The following is an 18,412-nucleotide window of genomic DNA, read 5'->3' on the forward strand; positions in this document are numbered from 1 at the left end:
CCTGTTTGAAAAAAACATTGTGGATGAATAGGTGAGGTGAATGGTGGTAGGTGTGAGGTTTTTTCGCCTCCAACAGACAATTCCATCCTGACACCCGACACCCGACACCCGACACCCGACACCCGACACCCTTGCTCAACCGAGCTTTCACCTTAAGTTGACACCAATGTCCTCTCGTTCTCCCCTACAAGGGGAGATGGCAAAGGATGCTTCGCTTTTTTTGCACGGAAGGGGGAGCATCAAAGCCCCTCCCCGTGGCGGCTATGCATTACCCACATCTTTCTTAAACTGAAGTTGCTGCAATTTTTTTTTACAAAGGCTACCGTTGATCTAAGTCGTGGTGACATGTCTGTCCCGCCAAGACTGAAAACGACCAGGAGATTGTATGCCATTATACGCAGAGTTACACCGTCATCTGGGGGGTTCAGTGGTTCCTCGGATTCTCTGGCGATATTTTCAACGTCAAACTGATCCGTTGACCCAGAAATTTGCCGACTATGACGACTTTGAGGAATTTTACACGCGATCGCGCAATACATTAGATGAGTATTTGGAACTGCACACGTTAGTCGAACATGTGCAAACGGCGCAAACCTTACCCTATTTTATTTATCGCTTAATTCGCGGCGCGTATATCTTTGAGAATTTAGCCTATTTAGAACTGCGGTATACGCCTTATTTACGCACATCGGAACAATTAAGTCAATCAGAACGGATTGATCAGATGGCGCAGATTGTGGAGATTGTCGGACAAGCCAGTCAAGTCCAGGATTATCCGATGGTAACCAGTCAAATTCTTTGTATGCATGCGCGGCTTCCCTATAACGTGAATAAGGCAATTGTGGATCTCGCCGCCCAAAGGAAGGATTATGTCTGTGGGGTGGATTTGGCAGGAGGAGATGCCCATTATGGGGAACGGCTAGCCGAATTTGTCGGACTCTATCAGTATGCGCGATCGCTCGGTTTGAATACAACCGGTCATCTCTACGAAACCAGCGACGGTTGTTATCCGGAACTGTTACCCTATTTAATGCGGATTGGTCATGGAATTCATATTCCCTTAAAGTATCCAGCGTTGTTAAAAGATGTCGCCCAGCGCCAGCAATGTTTAGAAGTCTGTCCCACGACGTACCTAAAAACCGGAACCTTGGAGGATATTCAGCAACTTAAAATCGTCTTTGATTCCTGTTTCGAGGCGGGGGTTGACATTGCCATTTGTACCGACAACGCCGGATTAAATAATGTGCGCTTACCCTTTGAGTACGAAAACCTATTAACTCAAGATATTATTGATTTTGAGCAAATGCAAGCCTGTCAAGATGCCGCCTTTCGTCACGCCTTTGCTTGGCCCCATCAACAGCATCCCGCCTCTCTCTTAACCGGATTGTTGAAAAATCCCAGAGATGAGGTTGTCGCCGCTAATGGTACACCCAGAACCAAAGATTAAGTGGTCGAACCCGCTAACATAAATTAACGCTTGTTAGGGGCGATCCGCTAACATAAATTAACAGCCTGTAGGGGCGATCCGCTAACATAAATCAACACCATGTAGGGGCGATCCGCTTGCATCAATTAACAACGGTAGTCCACTCAATTTGCTCGGGTCGCCCTTTCCTCCTGTTTAAGCAAAGATAATATCAAAGACAGTATCTCAACAGTTAACGTTAATTGTGTCCACCGACTTAATCAACATCATTAATAATTTTAAATTCATTCGATATACGTTCCGACAACGGTAATAATTCGGCTTCATTTACCGGATCAGATAATTGTTGATAAATGTCCCGAACTAATCGATACCGACCCGGAATGGGAGCGTCAAACGTAGGTGCAGCATTATATCCAGGCAAATAACCATAAACCTGATAAGTATCTTGGTATGTCTCTCCCGGAGGAATTTCCCAAGGCGGACTTAAACATTCATTCTCTACCGGAGAATATACCGTTACCCATTCCCCATCCCTATATTTTTGTAATTGAGGCGCAGATGGTTGGTGACAACCTATTAAATAAACAGTATTGCCTGTCGTATTCGTATATTCAGTTTCAATTGTTAATTTAACCCCAGGTTGAGGATTATTTACAATCTCGGCATAGTAGCTTAATTTATCGGTACGAATCGCCGAGTTACCTATTGTCTGTGATGTTGCTGAACAGGCTACGGTTACACTTGCTAACGCTATACCCATCCATCTAATTCTCTGGTTTAATTTCATAGTCATGCCTACTTGATTTGCAGATACTTATATAATGTCCGGACTCATTACCCCTACTAAAAATGTACGGGCTCCAAAACCCAAGCCCCTACTCCCCATCACCGTAATTATGGGTATTCAACCGGACATGATATTAAAATATAACTTGACTTATTGGCGGGTGTCGCGGCTAGCCACAGATGAAAACTCTGAGCCACTAGACTTATACCTTTCGGAAAAAGTTCCTCAATTCAACTGATTTACCTTCGTTTAGGGTTTAACGGGGGGGTAACTATCTTTAACATGTCGCATTACTTCTTGATAAATTTCGCTACTTACGCGACTGCCCCGTCTAAAGTCTTCTAATTTGGCATTATCCAAATAGAATTCAATGGTGAATTTAATTAAGGTAAACCCCTCATATTGGGATGTTCCCTTCATCCTAATTTTCGGTTCTTGCCGTTGACTTCTGGCTTGTTTAAATCGCTCCCGCAACCATTTCACTAAATCCATGACATAATCATCGAGCCGCGTTTCTTCCCGATGAGGATTACTAATTTTCTGAAAAACTCGTTGAAATCGTCGTTTTAACAGTTCAATTTTCCGCTCCCATTCGTCAGGTAAAATATATTGATCTTCATCGCGTAAATCTGGATCTCTTAACCAAATGCGATACCATTCCCGCACCAAACCAATTAATGTGTCTTGCGATTCATTTTCTTCCAATTCAAAGATAATCCGTTTATTCTGCCGTCTTTGCACAACTTCTAAACCCACTTGTTGAAGAACATCCTCATATTCTTGTTGGATCGTTTCAATCTCTTCAATATTTAGCCCGCCTTTTTCGGCAAATTGAATCGTTACCATCAGGGCTTCTAACCCTTGCTCAATATCTTCGAGTTTGAGGTTGACATCATTTTCCAGAAGTAGACGCTGACGACTCACTTCTTTTTTGTAGATAAAATTAGTCCCTAAATTATCGACAATAAAAAAATCATCGATATGGCTTAATTTTTTATCAATATCTCCTAATGTATCCGGATGAGCAAAAACAATTTCCCACATGAGCTGCTGACTTTCCTCTAAATCACATTCAGGCGGTATTTCTATCGGCAATGCGTAGAAGTGATGGGGAATCGGGCGACTTAAATTGGTAATCAATTGACTTTGTAAAACGCTATTGGGGATATAGACTTCACTGCGGTCATCAAATATATAAAGTTGAGTCACGCGCACGCCAATCTTTCGCAGCATACCAATAGAGCCATTTTCTAACTCCAGAATGTCACCAAATTGAAATGGCGTATCAATCAATAGAACAATTCCACTAAAGAAGTTCGCTAAAATATCTTTAACCGCAAACCCGATAATGAACGTCGCCCCACCCAATGTGACCCAAATCCCCGTTAAATCAACACCAAAGGATTGGAGAACAAAAGCACTAGCCAGCAGAAAAATCACAAACGGGACAACCCCTTCCAGGAGAGGCAGCAGCACGTTGTCCCACATCGCTTCTGTTTGTCGGGCGTAATCTTTGAGGTAGTAGACAAAAACTTGAATAAATAACTGGATCAACCAATAACTGACTGCCACAATAATGCCAGCAGTCAACAGGCGATCAAACCAGCCGATGGTATCCCCAGAATCAAGATCGGCAAAGGAAACCTTTAAACTGACCAGAATGAAAATCGTCAGGATGGGATAGGCGGAGACATTCAGGGTGACGAGGGCAATATCGCTCTCAAACTTCCGAAAAATGGAGCGTAGCCCATAAAATAAGAGGACATAGAGGAGACAGGCACCTAGGGCGGCGATCGCTAGCTTCCCCAAAACGAACCCAATGGTCTGTAAGGGAATGACAGTAAATGCAGTGAACAGAATCAGAGTGTTGATGTTCATGGTGGATTGCCACGTAGTTTGCTTGAAGGCGAAGAAGTACCACGTAGCTTACTTCTCTCTTCGCCAGTACCATGAACATGATATGATGATTAGCCCAACTGGATGCCAGTTGGAGAAGCGACTACCGATGGGTTTGATGATCCCCCTTTCGGATAAGATGAGAAAATGCAAAGGAACCAAGTAACATAACTTGATAACGTTCTAGCAAGTCGGTTGAGGTATACAAGTAAATGAACCAAGAAATTTTCGATAGAGTCAAAAAAATAGTTGCGGAACAACTGGAAGTTGAACCCGGTGACGTAACCCCTCAAGCTAACTTTGCCAATGATCTCAACGCCGACTCCTTGGACGTGGTGGAATTGGTTATGGCTTTAGAGGAAGAGTTCGATATCGAGATTCCAGACGAAGCCGCTGAACAGATTGCCACAGTCCAAGCGGCTGTGGACTATATCAGCTCAAAAACAGAAGCGGCGGCTTAATCAGCGGTTGTCTTCTCGACCAAGTTCTGCGTTATCGGGCAGTTTCCCTGTTTTATTGGCATCATGACAAACATTGAACTCAAGCGCGTTGTTATTACAGGTTTGGGCGCGATCACTCCCATCGGCAATACCCTGGCGGAGTATTGGGATGGACTTTTAGGTGGGCGTAATGGGATTAGTACAATTACCCGGTTTGATCCCTCCCGCCATGCCTGTCGAATTGCTGGCGAAGTCACGGGGTTTAATCCCCATGACTATATGGATCGCAAAGAAGCTAAGCGAATGGATCGCTTTGCCCAATTTGGAGTCGCGGCTAGCAAACAAGCGATCGCGGATGCGAAGTTTGTCATTAATGAACTGAACGCAGAACAGGTGGGCGTCGTCATTGGCACCGGGGTTGGCGGGATTAAAGTCATGGAAGACCAACAAGAGGTCTACTTGAATCGGGGTCCTGATCGCTGTAGTCCGTTTATGATTCCGATGATGATTGCCAATATGGCAGCCGGACTTACGGCAATTCATACCGGGGCAAAGGGACCAAATACTTGTACCGTCAGCGCCTGTGCCTCTGGCGCCCATGGGGTAGGAGATGCCTTTCGCTTGATTCAACGGGGGTATGCCCAGGCGATGATTTGTGGGGGAACGGAAGCCGCTGTAACTCCGTTATCCGTAGCGGGATTTGCCTCGGCAAAAGCCCTGTCTACCCGCAATGATGACCCCGAACACGCCTGTCGCCCCTTTGATCGCGATCGCGATGGCTTTGTTATGGGTGAAGGGGCAGGCATTTTAATCCTAGAAGAACTAGAACACGCCTTGAGTCGAGGGGCGCGTATTTATGCCGAAATGGTCGGGTATGGCATGACCTGTGATGCCTATCATATGACCTCACCCGTACCCGGTGGTGAAGGGGCAGTCCGGGCAATGCAGTTGGCACTCAAGGATGGGGGATTGCAGCCTGAAGATGTCAGCTATATTAATGCCCACGGCACGAGTACACCCGTTAATGATCCCACAGAAACAACGGCGATTAAAAAGGTTTTGGGCGATCATGCCTACAAAATTGCCGTCAGTTCCACCAAATCGATGACGGGTCATCTGCTAGGCGGTTCTGGAGGAATCGAATCCGTCGCCTCTGTTTTAGCGGTAGCCCATGACCAAATTCCGCCGACGATTAATTTAGAAAATCCTGATCCAGACTGTGATCTCGATTATGTACCGAATCAAAGCCGCCAGCAAACTGTAGATGTGGCGCTATCGAATTCCTTTGGCTTTGGCGGTCATAATGTCACCTTAGTCTTCAAGAAGTACAAACCTTTGTAGAGACGTAGCATGCTACGTCTCTACATCCCCCATCCCTTGCCATATTGCCCAACGTCCGCCCATGCCCAAATGGTTTAACACGGCAGGTCCGTGCAAAGCGGACATACACTATATGCTCTCCCCCCTAGATCGGCTACCCCAGCTAGACCGACTAATTGAGCAGCAGGGCTACTTTGTCATCCATGCGCCCCGGCAAACAGGTAAAACCACTGCCATGCTAGCGCTGGCACAACAGCTTACCGCCAGTGGACGCTATACGGCTGTGATGGTATCCGCAGAAGTGGGCGCGGCTTTTCCCCATGACCCGGGAACAGCAGAACGGGCAATCCTGGATGCCTGGAAAGAGGATGCCACCTTTTGGCTACCCCCCGATCTCCATCCTCCAGATTGGACGCCCTCTGAGCCAGGGCGACAGATTGGGGCAGCGTTAAGTGCTTGGACACAACAGTCCTCCCGTCCCCTGGTTGTGTTCATCGATGAAATTGATGCTCTGCAAGATGAAACCTTAATCGCCCTGTTGCGCCAACTTCGAAATGGCTATCCGAAGCGACCAAAGGGATTCCCCCACGCTCTGGCGCTAATTGGGGTGCGGGATGTGCGGGATTACAAAGTAGCATCTGGGGGGAGTAAGCGTTTGAATACCGCTAGCCCGTTCAATATTAAAGTAGAATCCCTGACGCTACGGAATTTTACCGCCACAGAAGTTGCCCAGCTATATGGACAACACACGGCACAGACGGGTCAAGTTTTTTCCCCTGAAGCGATACAACGGGCTTTTGAATTAACTCAAGGACAACCCTGGTTGGTGAATGCCCTCGCCCGACAACTTGTGGAAGTTATTGTGCCTGATCTGCAACAGGTGATCACCGTTGATCATTTGGAACAAGCCAAGGAAATTTTGATTCAACGGCAAGATACCCATCTGGATAGTTTAGCCCACCTGTTGCGGGAAGACCGAGTAAGGGTCATTCTGGAGCCGATTTTATCAGGACAAGAATTGGGGAATATACCGAATGATGACCGACAGTTTTTGGTGGATTTAGGCTTAGTGGTGCGCCATCCGGCTGGAGGGTTGACGCCAGCGAATCCGATTTACCGGGAAGTTTTACCGAGGGTATTAGCAAGTGGACCCCAGGATAGTTTGCCAGTGATTCACCCCAGTTGGCTAACTCGTGAGGGGAAACTCGATCCGGAGCAACTTCTGGAGGCGTTTCTCAAGTTTTGGCGTCAGCATGGAGAACCCTTACTCAAAAGTGCGCCCTATCATGAGATTGCGCCCCATTTGGTATTGATGGCATTTTTGCATCGGGTGGTGAATGGGGGGGGTACCCTAGAGCGGGAGTATGCTATTGGTACAGATCGGATGGATCTGTGTTTGCGTTATGGGAATGTCACGTTAGCGATGGAGTTGAAGGTGTGGCGGGAGGGACGCCCAGACCCGATTAAAGCGGGATTGGAGCAGATTGATCGCTATTTGGCAGGGTTAGGACTTGAGACGGGATGGCTGGTGATTTTCGACCAACGTCCGGGATTGCCGCCCATTGCCCAGCGTACCACCACAACATCGGCAATTACTCCAGGCGATCGCGCCGTTGTAGTGATTCGGGGATGAGCCAACCCCTACTCCCCACGATTTACCAGACTAACCCCCAATCGCCAAATTTTAGCCAAGCTTATACCAAGCAGTCTTGATCATCGATCCCCCTAATGGGATGATAAGTGTATCCTTGGGGAAAGAGTAACCCTCGCTTTACGGAAAAAATTTTGCGTTAAACCCTAGTTTCCTGGAGTCATTAGATAACACCTATGGTCGTTGCAACCCAATCTCTCGAAGAACTTTGTATTAATTCCATCCGCTTTCTGGCGATAGACGCCGTAGAGAAAGCCAATTCCGGTCATCCCGGATTGCCAATGGGCGCAGCACCGATGGCGTTTGTGCTGTGGGATCGGCTGATGCGGTACAACCCGAAAAACCCCAACTGGTTAAACCGCGATCGCTTTGTTTTGTCAGCGGGTCATGGCTGTATGTTACAGTACGCCTTGCTCTATCTGACCGGCTATGATGACATCACCCTTGATGATCTCAAGCAGTTCCGTCAGTGGGAATCCAAGACTCCCGGTCACCCAGAAAACTTCATGACTCAAGGGGTAGAAGTTACCACTGGACCATTGGGACAAGGGATCGCCAACGGTGTCGGGTTAGCGATCGCAGAGGCACATTTAGCCGCCCAATTCAATAAACCCGATTGCCAAATTATCGACCACTACACCTACGTCATTTTAGGTGATGGTTGCAATATGGAGGGTGTCTCTGGGGAAGCTTGTTCTGTCGCCGGACACCTGGGATTGGGCAAACTGATTGCCCTCTACGATGATAACCATATCTCCATTGATGGTTCCACCGACCTTGCCTTTACCGAAGATGTGGGCAAGCGCTTTGAGGCTTATGGTTGGCACGTCCAACATGTTCCCGATGGGAACACCAACTTAGACGCGATTCACAAAGCCATTGAAGCGGCTAAAGCAGTTACCGATAAGCCCTCCTTAATTAAAGTCACCACCACCATTGGTTTCGGTTCCCCCAATAAAGCCAATACCCACGGTGTCCATGGTGCGGCGTTAGGTGCAGACGAAGTGAAAGCCACTCGTGAACATCTGGATTGGAAGTATTCCGAATTTGAGGTGCCCGAAGACGCCCTGAACCATTTCCACAAGGCAGTTGATCGCGGTGCTGAGTACGAAGAAGAGTGGAACAAACTCTTCACCCGTTATAAAGCCGAATACGCAGAAGAAGCTGCCGTATTGGAACGGATGGCTAGCGGTAAGTTGCCCGAAAACTGGGAGAAAGCCCTACCCGCCTACACCCCCCAGGATAAGAAAGATGCTACTCGGAATCAATCGGGCGCAACCCTCAACGCCATAGCTGGGGTATTACCGGAACTGATTGGCGGTTCGGCTGACTTAGCCCCGTCCAACAAAACCTTGCTGAAATCCTCCAAGGATTTCCAAAAAGGTGCCTATGAAAATCGCAACCTCCGCTTTGGGGTTCGCGAACATGGTATGGGAGCGATTTGTAATGGGATTGCCCTGCATAAGTCTGGCTTGATTCCCTATGGTGCCACATTCTTAGTCTTCACCGACTACATGCGGGCATCAATTCGCCTGTCTGCCCTATCCCATGCTGGGGTAATCTGGGTGATGACCCATGACTCCGTGGCTTTAGGGGAAGATGGTCCGACGCACCAACCGATTGAGCATATTCCCACCCTACGAGCGATTCCCGACTTAATCGTGATTCGTCCTGCGGATGGCAATGAAACCTCTGGTGCCTATAAGGTAGCGGTTGAGAAGGCAAAACCTGCCCAGGGTTTAGCAACACCTAGTCTATTAGCACTGTCTCGGCAAGGGCTACCTAACTTAGAGGGAAGTTCAATTGATGCTGTTGCCCAAGGTGCTTACATCCTATCGGATAGCGATGGCACACCAGACCTCATCTTAATTGGCACCGGTTCTGAAGTTCACATCTGCGTTGATGCAGCGGAAAAACTCCGGGGTGATGGCAAGAAAGTTCGCGTGGTTTCTATGCCAAGTTGGGAACTGTTTGAGGAACAAGATGAAAGCTATCGCGAATCCGTATTACCCAAAGCCGTAACCAAGCGGTTAGCGGTGGAAGCGGGTTCTAGCTTTGGCTGGTGTCGCTATGTTGGCGCTGAAGGTGACACGATTAGTATTGATCGTTTTGGCGCATCGGCTCCCGGTGGCGTTGCTTTAGAGAAGTTTGGCTACACGGTGGATAATATCGTGGCTAAGGCTAAGGCGCTTTAGGGATAGTAATTTCGTAGGGGTACGGCACTGCCGTGCCTTACAATCAGAAAGGCTCTCTATTTATAGGGAGCCTTTTTGGGTGTGGGAGCTATAATACCGAGCCTGGTAGTATAGCTCCCTTGTACTTCAGTTTGTAAAGACAGACCCCGTAGGAAGGGTTTTGCTGAACCGCCAGAGAACGTCTCTACGATGTTTTGGCTTGCCTAAGGTAGGCAGTTCATCTTTAATTTGGTAAGATAAGCTTACCATTGGTAATATACAAGTCCGTATCATGAATCCAGAGGATGTAAAAGAACAATTTATAGAAGTACTCACAGAAATCCAGACCGATAGCGGCTATGGAGAAACACCAATCTCAGGAACAACCTGTCCCATGACTGACCTGGAAGGGTTTGATAGTCTCCTGTGTATTGAGGCGATTAATATGCTAGCTGACAAGCTCAACGTGGAGATTCCCAGTAATCAGATTCACAAAATAGGTCTTTCACAGGACGGCAAGCAGTCGCTCACCATTGATCAGTCCGTTGAGGTAGTCTGTAAGATTGTCAACACAGGAGAGACTTAGGTATGAGTCATCAAGAACAGAAGAAGTCAATTATTGCAGCCCGCTTGCGTGAAGCTCGCAAGATGGCGGGACTTTCTCAAGCTCAAGTGGCTAAGATGCTTGGTCTTCATCGCCCTTCAATTACGGAAGCGGAAGCTGGAAATAGAAAGGTTTCTGCTGATGAGATCACAAAACTGGCTGAAATTTATGACGTAAGTGTGTCATGGTTACTTGGAGAGGGTGCAGACAAGCTTGATATCCATGACGACAAGATTCAGCTTGCCGCTAGAGAACTCCGAAAGCTTAAGCCAGATGATCTTGATCGACTTTTAACAATACTTGCTTCGATGCGTAGAGGGGGAGAAGTACTTTGAGGAATCAGACTTTGAGAAATCAGAGAAAGGTGTTGGCACAACAAGCCCAGCAAAAAGCCATCGATGTGCGGAGGAATGCAGGTTTTGACAACAAAAGTCCACTCTGCATTTACGGCTTGTGCGATAAACTTAATGTGAGGGTCAAGTTTGTTGACATCAGTATGGAGGGTATCTATCTCCGAGAAGCAGAGCCGATAATCTTGCTTTCTGCATTACGCCCTCTCCCCAGACGCATCTTTACCTGCGCTCACGAACTCGGTCATCACGTCTTTGGACATGGTTCAACTATCGATGAACTGATAGAAGAATCAGAAAGGTCTAAAGCTTTTCAACCAGAGGAGTTTTTAGCTAACTCATTTGCTGGATTTTTGCTCATGCCAGTTTTAGGCGTGCGGAAAGCATTTGTTTCGCGGGGATGGAATGCGGATTCAGCAACCCCAGAACAAGTTTTTACAGTTGCCTGTAGTTTTGGTGTTGGGTACGAAACCCTAATTACTCACATGGCTTACTCTCTCAAAATGCTCTCTTCTTCAAGGGCTAGTACGCTTCTCAAAACAAAGCCCAAGGCTATCCGTGAGAAGGTTCTGGGGCGTCTATCTACTGATCCGTTGATTATCGCTGACGAACACTGGTCAATGCCCACAATTGATGCCGAAGTTGGAAGTCTCCTTTTGCTTCCAACTGGTGCGGAAGCAGCAAATGATACTATCACCTTTGAAGAGAATCACCCGAAAGGACGCCTATTCAAGGCTAACCGTCCCGGCGTTGTGCGGGTTTATTGCCGTGACACCGGATGGGCTGTCTTTGTTCGTGTCTCGCGCTATCAGTTTATTGGTCTAAGTCAATATCGACATCTTGAGGAGGTGGAAGATGAGTAACAGTTCACCTCTTTTGATTGATGAACACAACCTTTCCCATGCTTGGGCAAAAGCATTTTTGCACATTATTAAGAATCCAGGTAAGGAAATTTCTCCTCTTGTGGTGAGCATCACAGGTTTTAATGATGGTATTCCAAATGAGGATATCGATATTCGACAATCGCTTGATAAGTGTCTTGCTGATAATGACGAGCAAAAAATCCACACGGTTGCTAATACGATTTTCCCTGATTCACTTTGGAGACGGTCTAAGTACCAGCGTCATGAATTGTTTGAACGGTATCTCAAGTTTCTTCCCAGGGCTAAAGCCATAAAACATTGTAAACATAAAAACAGGCGTGGTCTTTACTTTGAAAGACTTATTGCTTTCGGATCAGGCCCTTGTAATGGAAATCAACTTGAATACATTATTTCCGAGTACCAGGCACGTCCAGGAGTTAGGAGGACAATGTTTCAGGCGTCAATTTTTGACCCGGGAAGAGACCATGTTCGTAGCGCTCAGCTTCCTTTTCCCTGTCTGCAACACGTCAGCTTTGTTCCACAGGGAGAAACGCAAACCCTTACGATGAACGCTTTTTATGCTACCCAGCAGCTATTCAATAAAGCCTATGGGAATTACTTGGGACTATGTAGATTGGGAAATTTTATGGCTAAGGAAATGGGGCTAACGTTTAGCCGTATGAATTGCTTTGTTGGTGTAGCCAAACTGGATAACATTACCAAGACTTCAGATACTCTCGCTCCAGTCAAGGAGGCTTGTCGAGAAGCACTGTCTTCAAAGACAGACTAACCAGCAACGGACGGAACATAGTATGGCAGCTAAACAACCAATGCGGGGACAATTGAAAAGCGATCGCCAAAACAAACCTATTGATGAACAACTAAGTCTTGACTTAGGTAACTACGGTACACCCAAAATAAATGACAGTATAGATATTGCTGCATACTCCCACATTCTGCCTGCAAAACCCACCGTGGTTTTTGATACCTACTGGCGTTTCGCCGCAGAAAGGCAGAATATTTTTTTCAAAAAGTTTGTGGAAAAACCAATGCCTTGGACTAACGATCCAATCCTTTCCACCTTCAAATTTACCAATGCCTACCGAGCATCAGATCGCACCAGCCAATATCTGATCCGTCATGTTATCTACCGCGACGATCTCCCTCCAACTCCAGAGGAAGTATTTTTCAGAATCATTCTGTTTAAGATTTTTAATAAGATTGAAACATGGCAACTTTTAGAAAGTAAACTTGGCAATATTATCTACGCAGACTATTCTTTTAAACGCTATGACAAAATTCTTACCGAAGCCATAGAAAACAGTCAAAGAATCTATTCAGCCGCCTACATCATGCCTTCAGGAGGAAAAATACTTGGTCATACAAGAAAACACCGTAACCATCTCAAGTTGATTGAGCGGATGATGGTTGATGAACTGCCAAAGAAACTTGCAGATGCAGCAAATATGCACAGAGGATTTGACCTCTTGCGTGAATATCCTACTATCGGTGACTTTCTAGCATACCAGTTTATAACAGATGTCAATTACAGCGAAATTACGAATTTCGATGAAATGAGTTTCGTAGTTCCTGGTCCGGGTGCGCTTGATGGTATTCGGAAATGTTTTGCAGATCTGGGTGGTCTAAATGAGCCAGAAATAATCAAGTTCATGGCGGATATTCAAGAATTTGAGTTCGAGCGATTAGGTCTTGATTTTCAGTACCTCTTTGGACGAAAATTACAGTTAATTGATTGCCAAAATCTATTTTGCGAGGTTGATAAATATTCACGGATTAGGCATCCGGAAATTTCCGGAATATCAGGTCGAACTCGTATAAAGCAAAAGTATTCAGCTCGTAGAGAACCAATTGATTACTGGTATCCGCCTAAGTGGGGAATTAATCAAGCGATTAAAGAATACAGAGAATACAGAATAACCCAAGCGGCTACCCAAGCTAAATCAAAATCGAACTTCAAGGAGTGAATAATGGAGTTTCGCAGGTATCAAGAACAAGCATTGAAGAGCGATCGGATTCCTACCAATAGTGGAAACGAAATAATCGTACCTCTGTTGGGTTTGGTCGGTGAAGCAGGTTCACTGCTTACTGAATACAAGAAGTACCTCCGTGATGGAGACGCTCACAAATTATTCAAAGAGGGTATTGCAGAAGAATTAGGAGATTTGCTTTGGTATGTTGCCAACGTAGCCAGCAAATTTGATCTTGATTTAGGAGAAATTGCAGAAGGCAATCTTCAAAAGTGTCATGACCGTTGGGGATGGAGAGATTCAGAACATACAGATATTAACGCTATAGGATATATATTCGACAGGGACTTTCCAAAAGACGAATGTTTACCAAGTCAGTTTTCAGTAGAGATTACTGAGGTGAGCCATGATAACTCAGTGAAAATGCAAGCATTTGTCAACGAAAAACAGATTGGAAACAACCTCACCGACAACTCCTATGCTAATGATGGTTACCGCTTTCACGATGTTTTCCACCTCGCATACGTTGGGGTTTTAGGTTGGTCTCCGGTTACTCGTCAACTACTTGGATGTAAACGTAAAAGTAATCCTAAAGTTGATGAGGTTGAAGACGGTGGTCGCGCTAAGGCAATTGAAGAGGGTATATCAGCGCTTGTTTTCAGCTATGCCAAGGATCATAATTACTTGGAAGGAATTGCCGCACTTGATTACCAACTGCTCAAAACTATTAAAAATATGACTTCTCACCTAGAAGTTGATCGATGTTCGCTCGGTGATTGGGAAAAAGCCATTCTTATGGGCTACGATGTATGGCGTCAAGTAGAGAAAAATCGAGGGGGAGCAGTTATTGTCGATCTCGATATACGTTCCATAACTTATCAGCCACAGTGACAGCTTGACTCGTAAAAGAATGTTCAATTTTCAGGATTTATCACTCACTATTTGAAGCAACAGCGATCGCGCCTTGGACACTCAAGCGAATCTAGGATACCCTGAACTAAACGCCGTGGGCGATTTGACTTGAACCCAACCCCATACCCTCTCATCCCCATGTCACAGGAATTCCGCCAAATTGTCCCCACCCCTCCACCTGCTGCAGATAGTTTTGCCACCTACCAACTCGCTCAAGAGTTCCACAGAGAAACACAGTATCGTCAAGACTTCGCGTCCTACTGCCAATGGTATCGCCAAACCGCCAAACGTCACCAACAGGAACTCCAAAAAATGCAAGGCGACATCAACCTGTTTAGATGGTTCTGTCGCCGCTAATGAGTAATAATACACAGTCAACCATCAATGCTCATAAGTCAATATATTCAATCGTTGGCGAATTCTGCTTTCTCCCCGTGAGCAAATAACAATTCATTTGCCCCTTCCCTTTGACTTGAATCGGACCGCGATCGTCAAAATAATAGCGATGCTTGAGGCGCTTATAGGTGTCTTCCGTTACCTGAATACTCCCCGGTAAACCGTGGGATTCCATACGACTGGCAATATTTACTGTATCCCCCCACAAATCATAAATAAACTTTTTAATCCCAATAATCCCTGCAATCACGGGACCGGTGTGAATGCCAATGCGAATACTAAAGGATTTTCCGGTTTCTTGACAAAATTGCTCAATCACCCGTTGCATATCCAACGCCATATCCGCGATCGCCTCCGTGTGGTTGAGCATGGGCATCGGTAGCCCGCCCACCACCATATAGGCATCACCAATCGTCTTGATCTTTTCTAAATGGTGTTCCTCAACCAGTTGGTCAAACTCCGAGAAAATCACATTCAAAATCTCAACCAGTTCAATCGGTGAGGTGTGAGACGCCAACTCGGTAAACCCGACAATATCGGCAAAGAGTACCGTCACCTCATTAAAGTGATCCGCGATCGTTCGCTCTTCTCGCTTCAGACGATGGGCAATCGGTTCTGGCAAAACATTCAGTAGTAAGTGTTCGGATTTTGCGGTTTCCCGATCCAATGTTTTTAACGCAGAAGCAAACTGTCTGGCAATAATTACTGCCGCAATTAATGCGACCAACACAGCCGCCACTAATAATATCGTCGCCGTATAACTGGTATCATTAATCGTTCGACGCGCTCGATCCGCCTCCGCATCTGCCAAGTCGATTAATTTATCCGCTAGTGCCTGTGCCTGTTGATCAAAATTGCGAATTTTGTCCTGAATTTCATTATCGAGTCGAACGATATCTTCGGCAACCGATTGATAAGCATCGAGATATCTTAATGCCTGTCTCCGTTCCGTTTCATTAAATTTAGCACTGGCGTTAATTTGCTCACGTAACTGTTGTGCTGTTTTAGTCAGCAACTCCATTCGGGCAGGTTCACGAGTGGATAAATATTCCTTTTCATAGGACTGCATTTGATTAACTAATCCGAGAAACTCTTGCGCTTCTGCTAGTTCCAAGCGATTCCGCAATAGGGTTAAATTTTGTTCCAGTTGTTCGAGTACACCAACATTATCAATTCCCAAATTACTCACCAACCCCACCGTTTCCTGGAAACTGCGAGAATATTGCTCAACAATTTCCACATACTCCACCAAATCCGGATTACTCTGCCGTTTAAATATCCCCCCCTGTACCTGAGCTAGAAGCTCTTGCAGTTGGCTACTAATATCGATAACTTTTTCAATTTCTTGGCGGTGTTTGTCGCGAAATTCATTCAGATTGGTACTGGAAAAATTAATGCTGGGCCACCGTAAAAAGAAATCAATTTCCACGCGACGGGCATTGCGTAACGCGGCATCCATTTCAAACCCGCGTCGTTGAACTTCAATACTGGTCAGAAGCACCGCTTTGGTCTCATTACGCATTTGTCGCAGAGAGACAAAGCCTGTTATTGACACAATACCAATCAACAACAGCAGCGCAATAAATGCCAACGCAAACTTGGTGGTGATGCTAAGTTTGCGCCCACCTCCAGTCAGGCGCTTCCATATCTTCATAATCCGTTCTTATTTAGTCCTTCGTCATTTGTCCTTAGTCCTAAAGCGCCTTTCGATAACCAATGACCAATGAGCCAGCAATCAAGTTTTGACCCTTCACAACGCTTTTCGAGCATGGTTTGTAGGGGCGGGTTTCACTACTATCGTTTGTTGTCATCCGGATGTAACTAAACCCGCCCCCATCTCCCCCACCATCCTATGCAACGTCAGATTAATAATCCCCCCCAGAACCATAGCGCCATGCATCCAACCAACGGTGGTAATAGTATTGGGGGGTTGGGGGTAATTGATGTACGGGTTTGCTCATGAATTGTCCTAATGGATATAAGCCACTGTAGACACCCAGATTTATGTAATGCACCATCCAATCTAACAGGGTGGTTAACCCAACTTGGGGAATCACAGGCGTCACCAGTCCCGGTTTGGTTAGGGAAATCAGTGTTAAGGTTTGGAATAATCCAGAAAACTGCACCACATCTTGCAGGAAAGGACGCAGTACGTCATCCCCCAACTGTGCCATTGTTTGAAAAACGCCACTCAGCAACGCATTGATTTGATTGGGGGGTATATTTTGCTCAACGCCCACACTCATCGCCCGTTGAAACATCCAGGTAACGGCAATATTCGGCTGATAGGGTTGCAGTAGATTCAAGGCGTCTTGAGTCAAAATGTCGCCGCTAAGGGCTTCCTGGATGCCTTCTGTTAAACGTTTGAGGTGACGTACCATCGAACCAAATCCGCCAAAACTGACGGGAGATTGAGCGCCACTGCTATCACCCACGGGCAAAATTCGATTCCAGGGCATTCTGATGGGACTGTCTTTGTAGGATGGGAAAAAGCCAAATAACACTCGTTTAAAATCAAGTTGCGACAGTTCCACCCCTTGATAGTCGGGCAATAGCCGGAAGTATTCCTCCATAAAAAACCCCAAGCTGGGGCGTTGGGGATGGGCGTCGAGATAGCTGAATAAATAGGTGGTTCTGCCATCTCTGGCGGGAAAGGCTTCCCAAAAGTATTGACACTGATTCTGAATGGGTGTAAAAGAGACAATTAAATCTCCTGTATCATTCTGGGTAAAGCCTTGAGCGCAACTACCCACAACCAGACAAACGCCTTCCGGTTTTTCCCCCTGTCGCACTTGTTTAACAATGGGAGAAAAGTTCCCCATCGCATCAATCAGTAACCGGGTGTTTAACCCACCCGCCGCCTCGACGCGCACCCCATCAGGATGAATCACCGCCCCCTCGAATGCCGTTTTTTCTAAAAGCTGACCCCCAGCTTCGAGAAACTTGGACTTGAGGGTATCCAGGAGGAAAACCGGGTCAACGCCAATATTCAGGACATCCCGCACCCAGACATCTTCTCCCCCCAAAAAACTCACCCGACCTGGGTTATACTCAGATGCGATCGCGTCCTCTAATTCTTCTGGTGATAACAGGTCAAGTTCCAGGAATACCTCAAGTTCTGGGCGGGAAATATTCCACTCTTGATCCCTCCCCCGCAAAATTCCCCGTTCCAATAGGGCGACACGCCAGCCTCGCTTTTGCAACGCAGCACCCAGGAAAATACCTAAGGTACCACCACAGATAACGATATCCCAATCGACGGTTCCCAAGGTTTCTGTTGATTCCTTAACCACCTGAGGAATCGGTGTGGTACCGTCTCGCAACGCTTGCCAGAATTGGTCAGCCTTCCGCAAGCCTGCCAAGACATCTCCCGGTAGTTGGGAAAGAATGTGTTCAGTTTGACTCATGACTCTCTCGTTTGGCACAGATGCTCCCTCTACATCCTAATCTGCGAGGCGTTAAACCCGCATTTCTCACGAAAGGCGCGATTGCGAATAGCAGAAACCTTACCAGACAAGGATTTAAGCCCATTTATTCACCCCCAGTTGCACAGAACAGTGTGTTGCGCCTTCAAGCCTCTGAATAATCATTTTTCTCAACCT

Annotated in this window: 16 protein-coding genes; 12 read left to right on the forward strand and 4 right to left on the reverse strand. The window is 46.4% G+C overall.

What is annotated here, in order from left to right; all coding sequences use genetic code 11:
- Nucleotides 1-385 precede the first annotated feature (385 nt).
- Nucleotides 386-1,447, forward strand: coding sequence for an adenosine deaminase (locus RIG66_RS03150; RefSeq protein WP_446375126.1), 1,062 nt, complete (start codon nucleotides 386-388; stop codon nucleotides 1,445-1,447).
- A gap of 235 nt (nucleotides 1,448-1,682) precedes the next feature.
- On the opposite strand, the gene RIG66_RS03155 is transcribed toward RIG66_RS03150, so the two are convergent.
- The gene (locus RIG66_RS03155) at nucleotides 1,683-2,222 is read right to left on the reverse strand and encodes a hypothetical protein (RefSeq protein ID WP_446375128.1); all 540 of its coding nucleotides are present in this window, start codon (nucleotides 2,220-2,222) and stop codon (nucleotides 1,683-1,685) included.
- A gap of 243 nt (nucleotides 2,223-2,465) precedes the next feature.
- A complete protein-coding gene (locus tag RIG66_RS03160; RefSeq protein ID WP_446375130.1) occupies nucleotides 2,466-4,094 on the reverse strand; it encodes a mechanosensitive ion channel family protein in 1,629 nt (542 codons plus the stop codon).
- Between the two features lie 230 nt (nucleotides 4,095-4,324).
- Here RIG66_RS03160 and acpP point away from each other — a divergent pair, with 230 nt between their 5' ends.
- The 11 genes from acpP to RIG66_RS03215 all read left to right on the forward strand — a co-directional run bounded on the left by acpP (nucleotide 4,325) and on the right by RIG66_RS03215 (nucleotide 14,771).
- Nucleotides 4,325-4,573 carry an acyl carrier protein gene (gene acpP / locus RIG66_RS03165; protein ID WP_006101784.1) on the forward strand — a complete coding sequence of 83 codons (249 nt, stop codon included), beginning with the start codon at nucleotides 4,325-4,327 and terminating at the stop codon, nucleotides 4,571-4,573.
- A gap of 63 nt (nucleotides 4,574-4,636) precedes the next feature.
- Nucleotides 4,637-5,893 (forward strand): beta-ketoacyl-ACP synthase II, encoded by a 1,257-nt coding sequence (gene fabF / locus RIG66_RS03170; protein ID WP_446375132.1) that lies wholly within the window; start codon nucleotides 4,637-4,639, stop codon nucleotides 5,891-5,893.
- A gap of 61 nt (nucleotides 5,894-5,954) precedes the next feature.
- Nucleotides 5,955-7,505 carry an AAA family ATPase gene (locus RIG66_RS03175; RefSeq protein ID WP_446375134.1) on the forward strand — a complete coding sequence of 517 codons (1,551 nt, stop codon included), beginning with the start codon at nucleotides 5,955-5,957 and terminating at the stop codon, nucleotides 7,503-7,505.
- 194 nt (nucleotides 7,506-7,699) lie between these two features.
- Nucleotides 7,700-9,718, forward strand: a complete 2,019-nt coding sequence (tkt, locus tag RIG66_RS03180; RefSeq protein WP_446375136.1) for a transketolase — start codon at nucleotides 7,700-7,702, stop codon at nucleotides 9,716-9,718.
- A gap of 271 nt (nucleotides 9,719-9,989) precedes the next feature.
- Nucleotides 9,990-10,283: an acyl carrier protein gene (locus RIG66_RS03185; RefSeq protein ID WP_446375138.1), complete on the forward strand. Its 294-nt coding sequence runs from the start codon at nucleotides 9,990-9,992 to the stop codon at nucleotides 10,281-10,283.
- Nucleotides 10,284-10,285: 2 nt separating this feature from the next.
- Nucleotides 10,286-10,636 carry a helix-turn-helix domain-containing protein gene (locus RIG66_RS03190; protein ID WP_446375140.1) on the forward strand — a complete coding sequence of 117 codons (351 nt, stop codon included), beginning with the start codon at nucleotides 10,286-10,288 and terminating at the stop codon, nucleotides 10,634-10,636.
- A gap of 11 nt (nucleotides 10,637-10,647) precedes the next feature.
- A complete protein-coding gene (locus tag RIG66_RS03195; protein ID WP_446375142.1) occupies nucleotides 10,648-11,514 on the forward strand; it encodes an ImmA/IrrE family metallo-endopeptidase in 867 nt (288 codons plus the stop codon).
- Entirely contained in the window at nucleotides 11,507-12,304 is a 798-nt protein-coding gene (locus RIG66_RS03200) for a thymidylate synthase (protein ID WP_446375144.1), read from the forward strand. The genes RIG66_RS03195 and RIG66_RS03200 overlap by 8 nt, the downstream gene beginning before the upstream one ends.
- Before the next feature lie 22 nt (nucleotides 12,305-12,326).
- Nucleotides 12,327-13,499, forward strand: a complete 1,173-nt coding sequence (locus RIG66_RS03205) for a nucleotide kinase domain-containing protein (protein WP_446375146.1) — start codon at nucleotides 12,327-12,329, stop codon at nucleotides 13,497-13,499.
- 3 nt (nucleotides 13,500-13,502) lie between these two features.
- The gene (locus tag RIG66_RS03210; RefSeq protein WP_446375148.1) at nucleotides 13,503-14,393 is read left to right on the forward strand and encodes a MazG nucleotide pyrophosphohydrolase domain-containing protein; all 891 of its coding nucleotides are present in this window, start codon (nucleotides 13,503-13,505) and stop codon (nucleotides 14,391-14,393) included.
- Nucleotides 14,394-14,552: 159 nt separating this feature from the next.
- Nucleotides 14,553-14,771: a hypothetical protein gene (locus RIG66_RS03215; protein WP_446375150.1), complete on the forward strand. Its 219-nt coding sequence runs from the start codon at nucleotides 14,553-14,555 to the stop codon at nucleotides 14,769-14,771.
- A gap of 31 nt (nucleotides 14,772-14,802) precedes the next feature.
- On the opposite strand, the gene RIG66_RS03220 is transcribed toward RIG66_RS03215, so the two are convergent.
- A complete protein-coding gene (locus RIG66_RS03220; RefSeq protein ID WP_446375152.1) occupies nucleotides 14,803-16,464 on the reverse strand; it encodes an adenylate/guanylate cyclase domain-containing protein in 1,662 nt (553 codons plus the stop codon).
- Nucleotides 16,465-16,675: 211 nt separating this feature from the next.
- Nucleotides 16,676-18,217 carry an FAD-dependent oxidoreductase gene (locus RIG66_RS03225; protein ID WP_446375154.1) on the reverse strand — a complete coding sequence of 514 codons (1,542 nt, stop codon included), beginning with the start codon at nucleotides 18,215-18,217 and terminating at the stop codon, nucleotides 16,676-16,678.
- Nucleotides 18,218-18,412: the final 195 nt, after the last annotated feature.

It is taken from the genome of Coleofasciculus sp. E2-BRE-01 (assembly GCF_040221695.1).
Taxonomy (GTDB): domain Bacteria; phylum Cyanobacteriota; class Cyanobacteriia; order Cyanobacteriales; family Coleofasciculaceae; genus Coleofasciculus.

Excerpts from the sequence above, each read along its gene's own strand:
- fabF (WP_446375132.1), top strand. The coding sequence starts at position 4,637 with ATGACAAACATTGAACTCAAGCGCGTTGTTATTACAGGTTTGGGCGCG.
- RIG66_RS03210 (WP_446375148.1), top strand. The coding sequence starts at position 13,503 with ATGGAGTTTCGCAGGTATCAAGAACAAGCATTGAAGAGCGATCGGATT.
- RIG66_RS03175 (WP_446375134.1), top strand. The coding sequence starts at position 5,955 with ATGCCCAAATGGTTTAACACGGCAGGTCCGTGCAAAGCGGACATACAC.
- RIG66_RS03155 (WP_446375128.1), bottom strand. The coding sequence starts at position 2,222 with ATGACTATGAAATTAAACCAGAGAATTAGATGGATGGGTATAGCGTTA.
- RIG66_RS03215 (WP_446375150.1), top strand. The coding sequence starts at position 14,553 with ATGTCACAGGAATTCCGCCAAATTGTCCCCACCCCTCCACCTGCTGCA.
- RIG66_RS03185 (WP_446375138.1), top strand. The coding sequence starts at position 9,990 with ATGAATCCAGAGGATGTAAAAGAACAATTTATAGAAGTACTCACAGAA.
- RIG66_RS03220 (WP_446375152.1), bottom strand. The coding sequence starts at position 16,464 with ATGAAGATATGGAAGCGCCTGACTGGAGGTGGGCGCAAACTTAGCATC.
- RIG66_RS03200 (WP_446375144.1), top strand. The coding sequence starts at position 11,507 with ATGAGTAACAGTTCACCTCTTTTGATTGATGAACACAACCTTTCCCAT.
- RIG66_RS03190 (WP_446375140.1), top strand. The coding sequence starts at position 10,286 with ATGAGTCATCAAGAACAGAAGAAGTCAATTATTGCAGCCCGCTTGCGT.
- tkt (WP_446375136.1), top strand. The coding sequence starts at position 7,700 with ATGGTCGTTGCAACCCAATCTCTCGAAGAACTTTGTATTAATTCCATC.
- acpP (WP_006101784.1), top strand. The coding sequence starts at position 4,325 with ATGAACCAAGAAATTTTCGATAGAGTCAAAAAAATAGTTGCGGAACAA.
- RIG66_RS03150 (WP_446375126.1), top strand. The coding sequence starts at position 386 with ATGCCATTATACGCAGAGTTACACCGTCATCTGGGGGGTTCAGTGGTT.
- RIG66_RS03225 (WP_446375154.1), bottom strand. The coding sequence starts at position 18,217 with ATGAGTCAAACTGAACACATTCTTTCCCAACTACCGGGAGATGTCTTG.
- RIG66_RS03205 (WP_446375146.1), top strand. The coding sequence starts at position 12,327 with ATGGCAGCTAAACAACCAATGCGGGGACAATTGAAAAGCGATCGCCAA.
- RIG66_RS03160 (WP_446375130.1), bottom strand. The coding sequence starts at position 4,094 with ATGAACATCAACACTCTGATTCTGTTCACTGCATTTACTGTCATTCCC.